Here is a 14,851-nt window from a genome sequence, read left to right on the forward strand (position 1 = left end):
ATCGTCTCTCCCCAGGCAGCGCGGAACCCGCGTTCGCGGAATGAGCCGGCACGAACTAGGGTTCTACATCGGATAGGCTCCAGCCCGCAGAAGCCACGCACCACCCCTCGATCCTTCAATGAGCCATAAACTCCATCTTGCAACCGCATTCCTTGCTGGAGTCGGGCTGACCCTCACCGCTTTAGCGATACTGGAACCCGGCCAAGCCCACGCTCGAGAAGAGACCAAGCAGGCCTTCATGAATCGTCAGCGCGCTATCGAGAGGGGAGACCGTGCAATGCAGACCTATTTCGAGGAGGTCATCGCATGGAATGCCCACACAGCTCTAGATCCTCGCTTCTTCGGCGGCTCCCACACCGTCGACTGGCTGGCCATCGATGTCGAAGAGCCACCCTATCGCAGAATCAAGGACGGCATCTCTTACGCTGAATTGAGGCGGCTGATGCTCGAAGGGGACTAGGCATCCGCCCCTCAGCTCGCCAGGCACCCCGGGCAATCCTGCACGAAATGCTCGTGCCCTTTATCCGCCAGCTGCGGCCGCCGGTCGGTCAGGCACAGCTCCGCATTCCCCAGCGTGTTCCGCGGCCGGAAGGCACAGCCCTTCGGCGGATTCGAGAGATCCGGCGGCAGACCCGGGATCGTGTAAAGCTGCTCTCCCTTCTTCTGGATCGCAGGGATGCTCTTCAGCAGCGAGCGTGTGTAGGAGTGCATCGGGTGGCGGAAGAGTTCCGCCTTCGGCGCGCTCTCCACGATCCGGCCCGCATACATCACGTTCACGTGATCGCAGACCTCGGACACCACCGCCAGATCGTGCGTGATGAAGATTACCGCCGTTCCCAGATCCTTCTGGCGATCGCGGATCAGATCCAGCACCTGCTTCTGCACCGTCACATCCAGCGCGGTCGTCGGCTCGTCGCAGATCAGCAGCTCCGGGCGGGTGATCAGCGCCATCGCGATCATCACGCGCTGCCGCATGCCGCCAGAGAACTCGTGCGGGTAGGACTCGATCCGCTTGGATGCTTCTGAAATCCCCACTTCCTCCAGCGCCTGAATCGCTCGGGAAAGCGCCTTCTGGCCGCTCAGTCCCTCGTGCAACTCCAGCGGCTCGATGAGCTGGTCGCGGACCTTCATGAAGGGATTCAGCGAGGTCATCGGATCCTGGAAGATCATCGAGATCCGCTTCCCGCGGATCTTCCGCAGCTGCTTTTCGCTCGCCTTCAGCAGATCCACCCCGTCGAAGATCGCCGAGCCCGCCTCGATCCGGCCCGGAGGCTGCGGGATCAGTCCCAGCAGCGAGTAGCAGGTCACCGACTTGCCCGAGCCCGACTCGCCTACGATTCCCAGCGTCTCACCGGCTTCGACCGAAAAGGAAACATCCTCCACCGCATGGACGACGCCGTTGCGGGTGTGGAAGCGGGTGGTGAGGTTGCGGACGTCGAGAAGCGGCATGGTGCTGGCAGATTCAAAACAAGGAGCGTCAGGATGACACGGATTTTTCTCTGCGAAGCGAATGGAGTGCCAAGCACCGGAATCGCGGTCGCGCCCGCTTACTTCTTCTTCCGTCCGTGAGGCTTGCTGGCAGGCTTTTTGGCAGCGGGCTTCTTACCGGCAGGCTTCTTACCGGCAGGCTTTCCGGAGTGTTTTTGCGCGGCGGGTTTCCCCGCGGGTTTTTTCCCGGGTCGGCCGCTGGAGGCCGAACGCTCTTCCCACTCCCGCCGGTCGCGCGATCTCACGGAGAACACGATCGGCACGCCGGCCACCGGATTGAATTCCCGCAGGCGGTTCGAGAGATACTGCTCGTAGCTCGCGGGCATCAGGCTCTTGTCGTTCACGAAGAGCACGAAGGTCGGCACCGGGATGGTGCCATACTTCTCGTCCACCGCGGCGGTGCCGTAGTAGAGCTTCAGGCGCTTGGCCGAACGCTTGTCGGTCGGCGGCGGATTGATCTGGAAGGCCTCTTGCAGCATCCGGTTCAGCTTGCCGGTGCTCGGCACCTTCTTCGCCCCCTTCTGAATCTTGAGCACTTCCTTCAGCACGGTTTCCACCGCCTGCCCGTTCTTCGCGGAGACGGTCAGGAAGGGCGCGTAGGAGAGGAAGAAGAGCTCGCGCTTCACATGCTCCTGCGCCTCTTCCTTGCGGGCCTTCATCGGCGCGCCCGGGTGATAGAGGTCGAATTTGTTCAGCACGATCAGGCAGGGCTTCTTCTCCTCCATGATCATCTGCGCGATCTTGCGGTCTTGGGAAGAAATGCCGGCAGCGAGGTCGATCACCAGCACGCACAGGTCCGCACGGCGCACCGAGCGCTCGGTCCGCATCGCGGAAAAAACTTCCACGGAGCTATCCCGCTTCGAGCGCGGGCGTAGGCCGGCGGTGTCGATCAGGGTGAAGCGCTCGCCCGCGTAGTCGCAGGGCAGGTCGATCGCATCCCGCGTGGTGCCCGCGATGTCCGAGACAATCGTGCGCTGGTCCTGCAGGATTGCATTCACCAGCGAGGACTTGCCTGCGTTCGGCTTGCCCACGATCGCCAGCTTGATGCCCGCTTCCTCGGCGGCGGCCACGGCTTCCTCGATCTCGCCAGCCAGTGGCTTGAGAATCTCGTCGATCGCGGCGGTCAGCGTGCTCATGCCGCGGCCGTGCTCGGCGGAGACTCCGATTGCCGCACCGAACCCGAGCCGCGCGAATTCGTCCGCCCCGCGGATGTGCTTGTCGTCGTCCACCTTGTTCGCCACCAGCATTACCGGCGGCTTGGCCTTGCGCAGCTTGGCGCCCAGGTCCTGGTCGATCGGGGTCAGTCCCTCGTGCGCATCCACGATGAAAAGGATCAGGTCCGCCGTCTGCATCGCGATGTCCGCTTCCAGCGTCACCTGCGCGGCGAAGCCGTCGTCAAGCGTGGCGCCGATACCACCGGTGTCGATGATCGTGCAGGGGATGGCCGTGGCCATGCAGGGCGCGGAGATCCGGTCCCGGGTCACGCCCGGCTGATCGTGGACGATCGCGATCTTCCGCTTGGCGAGGCGGTTGAAGAGCGCGGACTTCCCGACATTGGGGCGGCCGACGATGGCAACAGTAGGCATGCGAGGGGCTTAGGCCAGCAGAGCGCCCGCGGCAAGGGCTTTAGGATGGGGCCAGCGGAGCCCGTCGGAGCTGGCGGGAGGCCTCCAAGTAGTAATTCACCGCCGACCACAGCGTGAAAACCGCCGCCACCAGGCAGGGATAGACCGGCGGCAGGTGCCCCACCTTCAGCATCACCCAGCCGATCGCGAACATCTGCGTGACCGTGCACACCTTGCCGGTCCAGTGCGGCGAGTAGTGGACTTCCCGCGCCGAGCGCTTCACCAGGATGATCCCGATCACGATCAGGGTATCGCGCAGGATCACCAGCCAAGCGAACCACGGCGGGATCCGCCAGTCATCCGCTCCCCACGGAAAGGCACTCAGGAAAACGATCGCCGTGATCAGCAGGAACTTGTCTGCCAGCGGATCGATGAAGGCCCCGAACTTCGACTTCTGGTTGAAGTGCCGGGCGATGTAGCCGTCCACCCCGTCCGTCGCCGCGGCGAAGACGAAGAGCCCCAGCGCCGTCCAGCGCAGCGCTTCATCCGGGCTGCCGGCAGATACGCTCATCCCGTAACGCGCCACATACACGGCGAAGACCGGCACCAGAAAGATGCGTCCGAGCGTGATCTTGCTGGCGAGGGTCATCCGCTGGATTAAAGCACGAGTTGCGATCCCGCGCGACTTCGGATTTTATTGTCACGAATGCAATCCATTCGAGAGAGATGCGGACGATTTGCGTATCGATGCGTGATGTCTTTCCCGCGCTGCCTCGTCCTGGCTGTTAGCCTCCTCTCCTTTGCCGCGCCCGCGCATGCCCGCGAGCTGCGGGTTCTGTGCTGGAACCTCCATCACGGGGTGGGGGAGGATAACAAGCTCGACCTCGAACGCATCGCCGCGCTGATCCGCGAGCAGAAGCCGGATCTCGTCGCCCTGCAGGAGATCGATAATAGATGCCGCCGCAGCCAGAGCGTGGACCAAGCTGCCGAGCTCGCCCGCCTCACCGGTCTTCACGGTGCCTTCGGCAAGGCGATGGACCACGACGGCGGCGAATACGGTCAGGCCATCCTCTCGAAGTTTCCAATTGGCGACACCCAAGTCCATCGCCTTCCCGGCGATGGCGAACCCCGCATCGCCTTCGAGGCGGAAGTGAAGATCGAAGGCAAGGCCCTTCGCATGATCACCGTCCATCTCGATCATCAGCAGGACCCCCGCCGCCTCAAGCAGGCCGAGGCCTTGGCCAAGGCCCTCGAGAATCATCACGAACCTATGATCCTCGCCGGCGACTTCAACGACATCCCCGGCTCCGCCCCCCTCAAAGCCTTCGCCGCCCCGTGGACCGCAGTCCCCAAGAAGGAGCCCGCCTTCACCTGTCCCGCCCCCGCCCCCAAGGTCGAGATCGATCACATCCTCCTTCGCGGCCTCGATCCCAAAGAGCCCGCAACAGTCCTCCCCGAAGCCATCGCCTCCGACCACCGCCCCGTCTTCGCCGTTATCAAGCTACCCGAGTAGGGCCTGGGAGCGCGGAACTCCGGCTTTGCGGAGTGGTCCGACAAGAATCCCATCTCTATCTCGGACAACATCCGGCCCGCAGAAGCCACCCTCAGATCTATCTCCACCCCACGGCCTTAAATTGCCTTCCCGCCCCTCCTAACATCCCTGCATTTTCATCCGCGTCATCCGCGATATCCGCGGTCACCTTTTTCACCAGCCCATCCGTGTCCATCGGTGTTCATCCGTGGTTCACTCCCTCTTCTAAAAGTCCGGCAAGGTCCCTGACCACATCCCCCTGATGCGCTGCCGATAGCGAGACTCTCAACCTCGCTCTCCCTCGCGGCACCGTCGGATACCGGATAGCTGGCACCATGAACCCGGCCTCCTCCAGTTCTCTGGCTGCACCCATCGCAGCCTCACTACTCCCGCAGATCACCGGCACGATCGCCGATGGATGGCCGGGCGAAATCACCTCGATATTCTCCCGCAGTTTCAGCCTCAACTCCGCACCCTCCTCCGAACGGATGATCCTCAGGGAAGCCAAGGCCGCGTGCGCCAAAGCGGGTGGGGGAGCCGTTGTATAGATGAACGACCGCGCCCGGTTCACCAGCAGGTCCCGCCAAGCATTCGTGGTCGCGAGATAACCACCGGAAAGTCCTGCCGCCTTGCTGAGCGTGCCCATCTGGAAGTCCACCAGATCCTGCAAGCCCAACGCCTCCGCCAAGCCCATCCCATACGGACCCAGCACCCCGAAGGCGTGCGCCTCATCCAGAAACAACAGCGCGCCGTGACGATCCTTCGCTTCCACGATCTCACGCAGCGGACAAAGATCGCCGTCCATTGAGAACACGGACTCGGTCACCACGATCACCCGCGCCTTCGCATCCTTGTTCCGGATGCTCTCTAACAGCTTCTCCAGCTTCGCCAAATCGTTGTGCGGAAACACCCGGATCGTCGCCCCGGACAATCTCGCACCGTCGATCAGCGAGGCATGGCAGAGCTTGTCGAGGATCAGGAAATCGTCCTTGCCCGCCAAGGCAGGCAAGCTTCCCGCCGCAGTCGCGAATCCAGAGGGAAAGCTCAGCGCGGCTTCGCTCCCTTTGGCCGCGGCCAAGGCTTCTTCCAACTCGCGATGCGGAGGCAGCGTGCCGCAAACCAAACGCGAAGCCGCAGCTCCCGCACCGTAACGCCGCACGCCTTCGATGAAGGCCTCGCCCAAGGCCGGATGCGCGGCCAGCCCGAGGTAATCGTTCGAAGCGAAGTTCCAGAGCTCGCGGCCCTCGCGGATCACCTTCGGCCCTGCACCGGATTCAAGCGGACGCAGGCTTCGGAGGAGACCGGCTTCGGTCAGTTCCTCCAGTTCGCGTGCCGGCCCTTTCACTGGGCTGCCGGACGCTCCAGCGCCCAGCGCAGGAGTTTCTCCGAGTCGTTCCACACGTTGGCCGAGTTGCTCTTCAGCACCACCACGATGGCGGAACGGCCGTTGAGCGTGCCGGAGGAGACCAGGCAGCGACCGGCCAGATTGGTGGTGCCGGTCTTCAGTCCGTCGCAGTAGGGCACGCGCTTCAGCAGCTTGTTGGTGTTCTCCAGCGTCTTCACCCGGCCGTCGTTGTGGCGGAAGGTCATCGCCTTGGTGGCGGTGAAGGAGCGGATCGTCTGGCTGCGCCATGCCGCGCGGGAAGCGATCGCGATGTCGCGCGCGGTGGAGAACTGGTTCGGGTCGGGCAGGCCGTGCGGATTGCAGAAGTGCGAGTTCCGCATGCCCAGCGAGGCTGCCTTGCGGTTCATCATGTCGGCGAAGCCTTCTTGGCTACCGCCCACGTCGCGGGCGAGCGCGCGGCCCACGTCGTTCGCGCTCTTCACCATCAGCACGCGCAGCAGGTCGCGGCGGCTGTGAACTTCGCCCGGCTTCAGGTAAAGCTTGGTCGGCTCGCAGTTGGCGTCGTCCTGCGTGATCGTCACCGGCTTGTCGATATTGCCGGAATCCATCACGACCAGCGCGGTCAGCAGCTTCTGGGTGGAGGCGATCGGGCGATGCGCGTCCGCGTTCTTCGCGAACAGGACTTTGCCGCTGATCGGCTCGATGACGATCGCGCTCTCGGCGGCCACCGGCGGCGGCGCGGTCAGGGGAATCGTCGCGGTGCGGACCGGTTCATCGTAAGGAACCGCAGGAGTGGCCCGGCGGGGCGGCGGGGTATCGACGCCGCAGGCGGGAAGCAGGGAGAATAGGGCGAGGAGCGCGATCGCGCGCAAACTGGCTCGGCGAAACATTGCGGCGGATCATCCGGGCTAAAGGCCCCTCCCTCAAGGCGGGAAATCCGGAATTTCCGCTTGCCGTGGTTTCGCGGACGTGGTTTGTTCCTAAGAACACTGTTCACATAAGCCATGCAGGAAGGGTTGACCCAGCGCCAGAGGGAGATCGTGGAATACCTGAAGTCCGCCCAGCGGAAGACGGGAGTGATGCCCTCTACCCGTGAACTTCAGCACTATTTCGGCTTCGCCAGCCAGACCGCCGCGATGAGCCATCTGCGTGCTCTGGAGCGCAAGGGCGTGATCCAGCGTTTGCCGGGCAAGGCCCGCGCTGTGGTTTTCCCGGAAGAGCTGGACCGCGAGGAGATCGTGGACATCCCGGTCTACGGTCAGATCGCCGCCGGTATGGCGGGCGAGGTGGAGCAGGAACGCCAAGGCTGTGTCTCGATCGACATTGCTTCGATCGGCATCCCCCGCAGCGCCCGCACCTTCGCCTTGAAAGTCCGCGGTGATTCCATGATCGATGCCCACATCTGTCATGGCGATACCGTGATCCTCGAGTTCCGCGAGCCGCGTGACGGCGACGTGGTGGCCGCGCTCATCGACGGTGATACCACTCTCAAGCGTTTCGTGGTGAACAAGGGCAAGCCCTTCCTCCACGCCGAGAACGAACAATTTCCCGACCTTATCCCTGCCCGCGAACTGATCATCCAAGGCGTTATGGTCGCCTTGCTCAGGAAAGCGGCCTGACCAGATTTCCCCCCGGACTCAGCGTGCTGGACCGGCGAGCGCCTCCCCCTCGCCGGATCCAGTCGCCGCAGGGATCCTTTAATCCCGGATCCCCCGATAGCGCCAAGGCACGTAGCCGCGCTCTAACAAATACGCCACCGGGATCTCCGCGGCATTCACCCGCCAGACCGGATAGGGCCCGGCCTCGTAGACATAGACCGACTTGCCCGGTTTCGACCATTTGGCGAATAGCACCACATGTTGGTGATTGAGCAAGATGTCGCCTGCCTTCAGCTCATCCCAAGAGCCCAACCGGTCACAAATCCCCGGCAGCTCCTTGGTCGAGTAGGGCTTCGCCAGCCGCCAGCAGCGCGAGACGAAGCCGGAGCAATCGATCCCGCAGGCCTGCTTGCTCGTCCCCGCATCTCCCAGTCGCCGCTTCTCCGCCGTCGAGATATCGCCCGCCACCTCGCCCTTCGCCAAGGAGGCGAGGAACTCCTTCGGAGTATCGAAGCCACCCCATTGATAGGCCACACCCTTCGCCTGTCGTCCCGTCTGCCACCAGCCGTTTGCGAATCCATGGCTCGAGAGCGTCGCATCCGGCGTATGCACCGTGATCCCGTTCCTATCCTTGCCATGCAGCACATGCCGCTGCTCGGGCATCCAGCTCACCTGACTATAGGTGTAGGCCGTGGCGATCGCATCCATCCGCCGCACCGTCTTCGCCGGTCCTCGGATGGACAGGTCCGCAGGCGCTTGGGGCGCGCAGTGGCAGAGAAGGAGACCGGATGACAAGAGGATCAGTCGCTGAAGCACCCCGCCAGCATGGAGCTGGATCACTTCCTTCTGCTAGTTTTGAAAACGACAGACATTTCCTGACCTCGTCCCGCACTTGGCAAGGCCCGCAATCCTCTCCCAAGCTCCGCGCGTGGAGATTCGACCCATCGGCATCGTGCGTTCCTGCTTCGGCGGGAAATTCGCCGTGCCGCGCCAGCCCGGGCTCTGCCCCAGTGCTTGGGGCGAACTCATCTTTGAGCCGGAGTTCCGTCAGGCGGAAGCCCTGCGCGGGATCGAGGGCTTCTCCCATCTCTGGCTCATCTTCGGCTTCCACCTCACTGCGGACGCAGGCTGGAGTCCTACCGTCCGCCCGCCACGTCTTGGCGGGAACGAGCGGGTCGGTGTCTTCGCCTCGCGTTCCACCTTCCGCCCGAATGGACTCGGCCTCTCCTTGGTCCGCTTGGATGGCATCGAGACCCGTTCAGGCTCCGGCAATGTCCTGCTGCTCGGCGGAATCGATCTGGCGGACGGAACCCCTGTCTTCGATATCAAGCCCTACCTGCCCTATGCCGAGTCGATGCCGGACGCCCGCGCCGGCTTCGCGCCCGATCCACCGCAGCGCTTGGAAGTCGATACCACTCCGGCAAAGAGCTTCGAAGCCCTTCCGGAGCGATCCCGCCGCCTGATCGTGGAGGCCTTGTCACTCGATGCCCGTCCTCCTGCAGGCCGGGATGAGCCGGGAAGGATCTACGGAGCGCCGCTCTGCGGACTCGAAGTGAAATTTACCGTGGAGGAGGGGATCTGCCGCTTGGTTTCAGTCGAGCCCGCCGACGGTTCGGGATTGAAAGGTTAAGCAAACCAAACTATTCTCCCGCCCATGTGCGGGAAACCCATCCTGATCCTCTTCGCCGGCGCTTCGCTGGTTTGTCTTACGAGCTGCAAGGATCGCAAGGAGTCGGCGAAGGAGGAGCTGAAGGAAAAGGGCTATGATCTGACCCCGGAAGCTTTCTTCCGTGCCGCGGAAAGTGATGACACCGCGATGCTGGGCGAACTGGTGAAAGCGGGCATGGCGCTGGATACTCGGAATGCCAAGGGCGATACCGCCCTCCACGCTGCCGCCGTGGCCGGAATGAAGAAGTCGGTGGTCTATCTCCTTGAGAAAGGACTGCCGGTCGATGTCATCGGGGCGGAAGAGCGGACTCCCCTGATGGCGACGATTCTGAACGGTAATCCCGAGATGGCCCGTTACCTTCTCACCCGCAGGGCTGATCACCGGAAGAAGGACGCCAAGGGGTTCACCCCGCTCATGCTGGCCGTTACCGAGGGCAAGCCGGGGATGGTGGCGGAGCTGGCCCCCTATGATCGCGAGAATCTCGACTCAGCCTTGTTGATTGCAGCTCTGGAAGGCCGGTCCGCGGCGATCGACGAACTTACCAAGTATGGGGCCTCGATTTATGCCCGGATGGGTGATGGTCGCACGCCACTGATGATGGCTGCGGAGAATGGCAATGTGGAGGCGGTGGAACTTCTATTGGAAATCGGGGCCAATCGTTTCTCGATGGATGACCAAGGTAGGATCGCAGCGGATCTGGCGCGCGAGGCCGGCCATGAGGAGCTGGCGCTGCGATTGGCCGAGGCTCCTGCCGAAGAGGAATTCGGCCTGGAAGAGCCAGCAGATCTGGGTACCGAGATGATGGCGCTCTTGGCAGCTGCCGATGAGAAAGCCGGGTTAACCGGGAGTGGGGAGCCAGCCTCCACAGACACCGGTGGCTCGCGCGGAGCCCAGCCTTTGGAGGGCAGTGTGCTGCAACCTGTGAAGCACACTGCGACGCCGGTTTCCGCAGGAGCTGCGACCGTTCCCTTGGTGATGCGTGCCTATCGGCAGAAGGAACTGCCGCTGCGGGTGGAATCCGTCTCCGGCGGCTCGGCCAAGGTCCGTGTTGCGGGCGGAGGTGTGGCGGAACTTGGCGAGGGAGCACGGATTCCGGGATCGAAGCTTTCGGTGGTGCGGGTGCAGCGGCGCATGCAGCAGTTGAAGGATAGCCCGGCCGGTCCGGTGGAGGTGGCGGTGATCGAGGTGGAAGACACGGCATCGGGTCGCCGCCGGGAGCTGGTTTCAGGACTCGCTCCCACCGCGCAGGATCCGGTGGCTTTGGTCGAGGACGGCTCCGGTAATCGCTTTGTGGCGCGGGCAGGCCAGAAGTTCACTTCCGCGGAGGGAGAAGAATTCACCGTCATCGACGTCCGACCCAATCAAATGGTGATTGAGAATCGTAGCAAAGCTGAGGTAATAACGGTCCCGCTCCGCGGTCCGCGGGGCTGAGATCCATCTCCTGACATGCCCGCCAAGACGATCGCACCGGGGAATCCGGTGAAGCAATTCTCCGTGCTGCTTCCGAACCGTGCCGGAGCCCTCGCGTCGCTGGTCAAACTCTTGCGAGCTGCGGCGATCGAGGTGGTGGGAATTAGCGTTCAGGATTCGCGGGATGCGACGATCGCGCGGTTGGTGGTGACGGATCCTGACACCGCAGAGCACATTTTCCTCGAAAAAGGGATTCCGCACACAACTTGCGACCTGGTGGTGATTTCGTTGCGGGAGTCGGGGCCCGAGCTGCTGCCGGTATTGGATACGCTGATGGTGGCGGAGACGAACATCGATTTCGCGTATGCGCTGATGCCGTCGCCGCAGGGGCACACCTTGCTGGCGCTGCATGTGGAGGACTACGATTTCGCGGTCGGCGTGCTGAACAGCGCGGGCTTCAAGCTCCTGTATCAGGAGGAGCTGAGCCGCTAACGCTTGTTGGGCAGGATCTCGTCGGCCGGCGGCTGGTCCTCGGGATTCTCCGGGGGCAGTTCGATCTCGCCTTCGGGCAGGGGTGCGAGGTCGGCGGTCTTCGCCACGGCCAGCTTGAGGTAGCGGGAGAAGGCGGCGGATTTGCTTTCGACGCCTTCCATTGCCTTGGCATGGGCCGCCTTCTGGCGCTCCAACAGACCGTGCCAGACTTGGAAGACGTCGGGGTGTTCGTCGCCACCGAAGCCGAGGGGTTTCAGCCGCTCGGGGAGGGTCTTGATCTCCTCGGTATCACGGCTGGCCGCGAGCAAGATGATGGCCTCGCCCTCGCCGCGCACGGTGATCTCATCGGTGCCGGGAGTGACCTCGGACTCCATCGGGTAGACCCAAGCACGGGCCTCGAAGGGCTTGCCCGCGGACTTGCCGGTCAGGATCAGGATCCGCCGGTCTTCCACGCGGAGCCTGGAGTCGTGCTCGGTGGGAAGCGTGACGCGGAAGCTCAATGCGCCGGGTTTGTCGGTGCGCAGATGGTTCACGATCACCTTGTCCTCACGGGAGGCGAAGGTGGTCCAGGTGAAGCCCGCGCCGCCGCGGTTGAAGGTGGTGACCACGGTGCCGTCGGTGAGATTCAGCACCCGCTTGTAGTTGGTCACCGGCTTGTCCTTGTCGCCGAGCCATTCGAGCGAGAAGTGGAACCAGGCGGGACCGCAGAAGGCATTGCCGGGAACCGCGGTGGTCGCGGGGTGCTTGCCGCCGGGCGGGTAGATCGCCATCGGCTCGATGCCGGTGCGACCCTTGACCTTGGCACGCAACTCGCCATTGCCGATCGGGAAGGCGAGCTCCGCCTTCTTGGCGGGCTGCTCGAAGACGATCTCCTCTCCCCGCGCGAGCGCGAGGGAAAGCAGGAGAAGCGGAAGCCATTTCATGGCCTCCATGAACTCACGAAAGCCGGGAAATTCAAGCGCGGGCTCAGGACAGCGCCGCGATTGCGTATTGGCGGTGGAGCGCGCGGCGGGCCAAGCGGAGGTTGCGAACGGAGAGGGCAATCGAGGCGATCGCGGTCGCAAAGGCCAAGATCACGATCCATGTGATGAGGAAGGCCGGATCGCTTTCCTCCGAAAGCCAGTAGAGGCAGCCGGGGATGGCGGTCACGCCGAAGAGCAAGACCAGCCGCCAGGTCACCAGATGCCAGGACGGGTAGGCGGGACGCATGAGCAAAAGCCCGAGGGCGATCCATGCGGCCACGCCGGTCGCGCTCGGGACACCGGCGGCGATCAGCATGGTGGATTCGAGGAAGGACGCCCTGCCGGCCAACTCGGCCACTACCACGAAAACGAAGCCAGCGGGCAGGGCGAAAAGGGTGGCGATGATGAACATCGTGAAATGACCGATCTTCGTTCTACGGGCCAGATCGGGGTCGGGAACCGGTGAGGTCATGCCGCGGATCAAGCCGCGGCTGTGTGAGACTTTTAGGAACCGGATGTGAAATCCGGCGGGACTTCCGGTGAACGTGCGTGCGGGGGCATGTGCGCTGCGGATAGCTGGAAGTGGAGGGTGCAGTCGCGCCCGGCGCTAGACGCACGCGGCGCGCTTCGTCATAGACTGAGCCATGCCGAACCCTTGGACAGGAAAAGGAAATCCCTACACCCGTACGGAAGTTTTGGAGCGTCTCCACGACACGCTCTCGAAAGGTCAGCCGATCATCGCCGCCGGTGCGGGCACCGGGATCAGCGCGAAGTTCATCGAGAAGGGTGGAGCGGATCTCATCATCATCTACAATTCCGGCCGCTTCCGCATGGCCGGTCACGGCTCGACCGCGGGCCTGATGGCCTACGGCGACGCGAATGCCGTGGCGATGGAGATCGGCGAGTATGAAGTACTCCCGATCGTGGAAGAAACGCCGGTGATCTGCGGCGTGCATGCCACCGACCCGCGCCGCCGCATGTGGCACTGGCTGGGCAAGGTGAAGGACATGGGCTTCAGCGGCGTGAACAATTTCCCGACCCACTGCATCATCGACGGCAAGTTCCGCCACATCCTGGAAGAGACCGGGATGAGCGTGAAGAAGGAGTTCGAGATGGTCGCGCTGGCGCGGAAGATGGACATGTTCAGCATCGTGTATGTGGACGCACCGGAAGAAGCGAAGGCGATGGCCGAAGCGGGTGCCGACGTGATCATCGCGCACGTGGGAACCACCGTGGGTGGCTCCGTGGGCGTGGTGGAAGCGACGATGTCGCTGGAAGAAGCGGCGAAGCGCACCCAGATCATCATCGATGCCGGACGCAGCGTGCGCGACGACGTGCTCTACCTGAGCCACGGCGGCCCGATCAACACGCCGGAAGATGCGGCCTATATCAACGAGCGCACCGATGCGGTGGGCTTCGTGGGTGCATCCTCGCTGGAGCGCATGGCGGTGGAGGTTTCGCTCACCGAACTGACGCGGGAGTTCAAGTCGATCCCGGTGAAGCGGAAGCATTGAGGAGAATGACGAATGAAGAATTCCCGAATGACGAATGAAGTGTGATTCGGGAGGCTTTCTCTTATGGCTACCATCGCGGTTCTCGGCACGCTGGATTCGAAAGGGGAGGAGCATGCTTACGTGGCCCGGATCATCCGGGAGCGCGGGCATGAGCCTCTGCTGATCGATGTGGGTAGCGGCGACGAACCGCTGGTGAAGCCGGACATCACGCGGGAGGAAGTGGCTGCGGCGGCGGGGCTGGACCTCGCGCCGCTGATCGCGAAGCACGACCGCGGCGAGTGCGTGGTGGCGATGTCGCAAGCGGCCCCGGTGATGCTGGCGAAGCTGGCCGCCGAAGGCCGGATCGAGGGTGTGATCTCGCTCGGTGGCGGCGGTGGTACCGCGATCGCCACGGCGGCGATGCGCGCGCTGCCGATCGGCTTCCCGAAGCTGATGGTTTCCACGCTCGCGAGCGGCAACACGGGTCACTACCTCGGCACGAAGGACATCGTCATGATGCCGAGCATCGTCGATGTGGCCGGCTTGAACCGGCTCTCGCGCTTGATCTTCGCGAGAGCGGCGGGAGCGATCTGCGGGATGGTGGAAACCCGTGTCGACGAGAGTTCCGGCAAGCCGCTGGTGGTGGCCAGCATGTTCGGCAACACCACCGCGTGCGTGACGGAAGCGAAACGGATCATCGAGGAGGCGGGCTACGAGGTGCTCGTCTTCGCCGCGACCGGAGCCGGTGGGCGGGCCATGGAGTCACTGATCGAGAGCGGCATGGTCGCGGGTATCCTGGACATCACCACCACGGAATGGGCGGACGAACTGGTGGGCGGATCGCTGACCGCAGGGCCCGAGCGCATGGACGCCGCCGCCAAGGCAAAGGTGCCGGTGGTGGTCGCCCCGGGCTGCCTGGACATGGTGAACTTCGGCGAGCGTGCCGCGGTTCCCGAGAAGTTCGCCGGGAGGACCTTTTACATTCACAATCCGCAGGTGACCCTGATGCGCACAACTCCTGCGGAATGCGCGGAGCTGGGCCGGATCCTAGCGGAGAAGGCCAATGCCTACACGGCTCCGGCGGCGATCCTGATCCCGCGCAAAGCGATCAGCGTGATCAGTGCGGAGGGCCAGCCCTTCCATGATGCCGCCGCCGATGAAGCATTGCGGAATGCGATCGTGGAGAACTCCCGCCAGCCGGTAGAAGAGTTCGAGCTCGAGATCAACGATCCGGCTTTTGCCCGCGCCTGTGCGGAGCGTTTGCTGAGCATGATGGGGCGCTGAGCGCGTTTTCGGCG

Annotated in this window: 16 protein-coding genes; 8 read left to right on the forward strand and 8 right to left on the reverse strand. The window is 63.6% G+C overall.

The genetic code is table 11. From position 1 onward, the window contains the following. The first annotated feature begins 118 nt into the window (after nucleotides 1–118). Nucleotides 119–460 carry a hypothetical protein gene (locus OJ996_RS09495; RefSeq protein WP_264513313.1) on the forward strand — a complete coding sequence of 114 codons (342 nt, stop codon included), beginning with the start codon at nucleotides 119–121 and terminating at the stop codon, nucleotides 458–460. An 11-nt stretch (nucleotides 461–471) separates the two neighbouring features. Here the strand turns inward: OJ996_RS09495 and OJ996_RS09500 are convergent, their stop codons facing one another. The 3 genes from OJ996_RS09500 to OJ996_RS09510 all read right to left on the reverse strand — a co-directional run bounded on the left by OJ996_RS09500 (nucleotide 472) and on the right by OJ996_RS09510 (nucleotide 3,702). Continuing rightward, nucleotides 472–1,449, reverse strand: a complete 978-nt coding sequence (locus OJ996_RS09500) for an ABC transporter ATP-binding protein (RefSeq protein WP_264513314.1) — start codon at nucleotides 1,447–1,449, stop codon at nucleotides 472–474. A gap of 98 nt (nucleotides 1,450–1,547) precedes the next feature. Beyond that, the gene (der, locus tag OJ996_RS09505) at nucleotides 1,548–3,074 is read right to left on the reverse strand and encodes a ribosome biogenesis GTPase Der (RefSeq protein WP_264513315.1); all 1,527 of its coding nucleotides are present in this window, start codon (nucleotides 3,072–3,074) and stop codon (nucleotides 1,548–1,550) included. 40 nt (nucleotides 3,075–3,114) lie between these two features. Continuing rightward, entirely contained in the window at nucleotides 3,115–3,702 is a 588-nt protein-coding gene (locus OJ996_RS09510) for a CDP-alcohol phosphatidyltransferase family protein (protein ID WP_264513317.1), read from the reverse strand. Between the two features lie 105 nt (nucleotides 3,703–3,807). Here OJ996_RS09510 and OJ996_RS09515 point away from each other — a divergent pair, with 105 nt between their 5' ends. Further along, entirely contained in the window at nucleotides 3,808–4,566 is a 759-nt protein-coding gene (locus tag OJ996_RS09515; protein ID WP_264513318.1) for an endonuclease/exonuclease/phosphatase family protein, read from the forward strand. A gap of 220 nt (nucleotides 4,567–4,786) precedes the next feature. Here OJ996_RS09515 and OJ996_RS09520 read toward each other — a convergent pair whose 3' ends face one another. Together OJ996_RS09520 and OJ996_RS09525 are read right to left on the reverse strand one after the other, a co-directional pair. Then, complete coding sequence (locus OJ996_RS09520; RefSeq protein ID WP_264513319.1) at nucleotides 4,787–5,929, reverse strand: aminotransferase class I/II-fold pyridoxal phosphate-dependent enzyme; 1,143 nt, start codon at nucleotides 5,927–5,929, stop codon at nucleotides 4,787–4,789. Continuing rightward, nucleotides 5,926–6,819, reverse strand: coding sequence for a D-alanyl-D-alanine carboxypeptidase family protein (locus OJ996_RS09525; RefSeq protein WP_264513320.1), 894 nt, complete (start codon nucleotides 6,817–6,819; stop codon nucleotides 5,926–5,928). Before OJ996_RS09525 ends, OJ996_RS09520 begins: the two co-directional genes overlap by 4 nt. Nucleotides 6,820–6,933: 114 nt before the next feature. On the opposite strand from OJ996_RS09525, the gene lexA reads away from it, so the two are divergent. Then, the gene (gene lexA, locus OJ996_RS09530) at nucleotides 6,934–7,548 is read left to right on the forward strand and encodes a transcriptional repressor LexA (RefSeq protein WP_264513322.1); all 615 of its coding nucleotides are present in this window, start codon (nucleotides 6,934–6,936) and stop codon (nucleotides 7,546–7,548) included. A 78-nt stretch (nucleotides 7,549–7,626) separates the two neighbouring features. On the opposite strand, the gene OJ996_RS09535 is transcribed toward lexA, so the two are convergent. Beyond that, on the reverse strand, nucleotides 7,627–8,367 hold the full coding sequence (locus tag OJ996_RS09535; protein WP_264513323.1) for a hypothetical protein: 741 nt from the start codon (nucleotides 8,365–8,367) through the stop codon (nucleotides 7,627–7,629). A gap of 94 nt (nucleotides 8,368–8,461) precedes the next feature. Between OJ996_RS09535 and tsaA the strand changes: the two genes are divergently transcribed. From tsaA to OJ996_RS09550, 3 genes are read left to right on the forward strand one after another with little or no spacing between them, the layout of a single operon-like run. Continuing rightward, entirely contained in the window at nucleotides 8,462–9,157 is a 696-nt protein-coding gene (gene tsaA, locus OJ996_RS09540; RefSeq protein ID WP_345783780.1) for a tRNA (N6-threonylcarbamoyladenosine(37)-N6)-methyltransferase TrmO, read from the forward strand. 24 nt (nucleotides 9,158–9,181) lie between these two features. Continuing rightward, entirely contained in the window at nucleotides 9,182–10,627 is a 1,446-nt protein-coding gene (locus OJ996_RS09545; RefSeq protein WP_264513325.1) for an ankyrin repeat domain-containing protein, read from the forward strand. Nucleotides 10,628–10,642: 15 nt separating this feature from the next. Beyond that, complete coding sequence (locus OJ996_RS09550) at nucleotides 10,643–11,098, forward strand: ACT domain-containing protein (RefSeq protein WP_264513326.1); 456 nt, start codon at nucleotides 10,643–10,645, stop codon at nucleotides 11,096–11,098. Here OJ996_RS09550 and OJ996_RS09555 read toward each other — a convergent pair. Then, complete coding sequence (locus tag OJ996_RS09555) at nucleotides 11,095–12,021, reverse strand: glycoside hydrolase N-terminal domain-containing protein (protein ID WP_264513327.1); 927 nt, start codon at nucleotides 12,019–12,021, stop codon at nucleotides 11,095–11,097. The two genes, OJ996_RS09550 and OJ996_RS09555, sit on opposite strands and share 4 nt — an antisense overlap. Nucleotides 12,022–12,064: 43 nt before the next feature. Further along, complete coding sequence (locus OJ996_RS09560; protein WP_264513328.1) at nucleotides 12,065–12,532, reverse strand: hypothetical protein; 468 nt, start codon at nucleotides 12,530–12,532, stop codon at nucleotides 12,065–12,067. A 172-nt stretch (nucleotides 12,533–12,704) separates the two neighbouring features. Here OJ996_RS09560 and OJ996_RS09565 point away from each other — a divergent pair, with 172 nt between their 5' ends. Next, complete coding sequence (locus tag OJ996_RS09565) at nucleotides 12,705–13,574, forward strand: phosphoenolpyruvate hydrolase family protein (protein WP_264513329.1); 870 nt, start codon at nucleotides 12,705–12,707, stop codon at nucleotides 13,572–13,574. Nucleotides 13,575–13,637: 63 nt separating this feature from the next. After that, nucleotides 13,638–14,837: a Tm-1-like ATP-binding domain-containing protein gene (locus OJ996_RS09570; protein ID WP_264513330.1), complete on the forward strand. Its 1,200-nt coding sequence runs from the start codon at nucleotides 13,638–13,640 to the stop codon at nucleotides 14,835–14,837. Nucleotides 14,838–14,851: the final 14 nt, after the last annotated feature.

Origin of the sequence: Luteolibacter rhizosphaerae (genome assembly GCF_025950095.1) — a bacterium.
In the GTDB taxonomy this organism is placed as follows: domain Bacteria; phylum Verrucomicrobiota; class Verrucomicrobiia; order Verrucomicrobiales; family Akkermansiaceae; genus Haloferula; species Haloferula rhizosphaerae.

Bases quoted from the DNA above. Each gene is read 5' to 3' on its own strand.
- OJ996_RS09510 (WP_264513317.1), bottom strand. From the start codon at position 3,702: ATGACCCTCGCCAGCAAGATCACGCTCGGACGCATCTTTCTGGTGCCG.
- lexA (WP_264513322.1), top strand. From the start codon at position 6,934: ATGCAGGAAGGGTTGACCCAGCGCCAGAGGGAGATCGTGGAATACCTG.
- OJ996_RS09500 (WP_264513314.1), bottom strand. From the start codon at position 1,449: ATGCCGCTTCTCGACGTCCGCAACCTCACCACCCGCTTCCACACCCGC.
- OJ996_RS09565 (WP_264513329.1), top strand. From the start codon at position 12,705: ATGCCGAACCCTTGGACAGGAAAAGGAAATCCCTACACCCGTACGGAA.
- OJ996_RS09545 (WP_264513325.1), top strand. From the start codon at position 9,182: ATGTGCGGGAAACCCATCCTGATCCTCTTCGCCGGCGCTTCGCTGGTT.
- OJ996_RS09495 (WP_264513313.1), top strand. From the start codon at position 119: ATGAGCCATAAACTCCATCTTGCAACCGCATTCCTTGCTGGAGTCGGG.
- OJ996_RS09525 (WP_264513320.1), bottom strand. From the start codon at position 6,819: ATGTTTCGCCGAGCCAGTTTGCGCGCGATCGCGCTCCTCGCCCTATTC.
- der (WP_264513315.1), bottom strand. From the start codon at position 3,074: ATGCCTACTGTTGCCATCGTCGGCCGCCCCAATGTCGGGAAGTCCGCG.
- OJ996_RS09555 (WP_264513327.1), bottom strand. From the start codon at position 12,021: ATGAAATGGCTTCCGCTTCTCCTGCTTTCCCTCGCGCTCGCGCGGGGA.
- OJ996_RS09515 (WP_264513318.1), top strand. From the start codon at position 3,808: ATGTCTTTCCCGCGCTGCCTCGTCCTGGCTGTTAGCCTCCTCTCCTTT.
- OJ996_RS09570 (WP_264513330.1), top strand. From the start codon at position 13,638: ATGGCTACCATCGCGGTTCTCGGCACGCTGGATTCGAAAGGGGAGGAG.
- OJ996_RS09550 (WP_264513326.1), top strand. From the start codon at position 10,643: ATGCCCGCCAAGACGATCGCACCGGGGAATCCGGTGAAGCAATTCTCC.
- OJ996_RS09560 (WP_264513328.1), bottom strand. From the start codon at position 12,532: ATGACCTCACCGGTTCCCGACCCCGATCTGGCCCGTAGAACGAAGATC.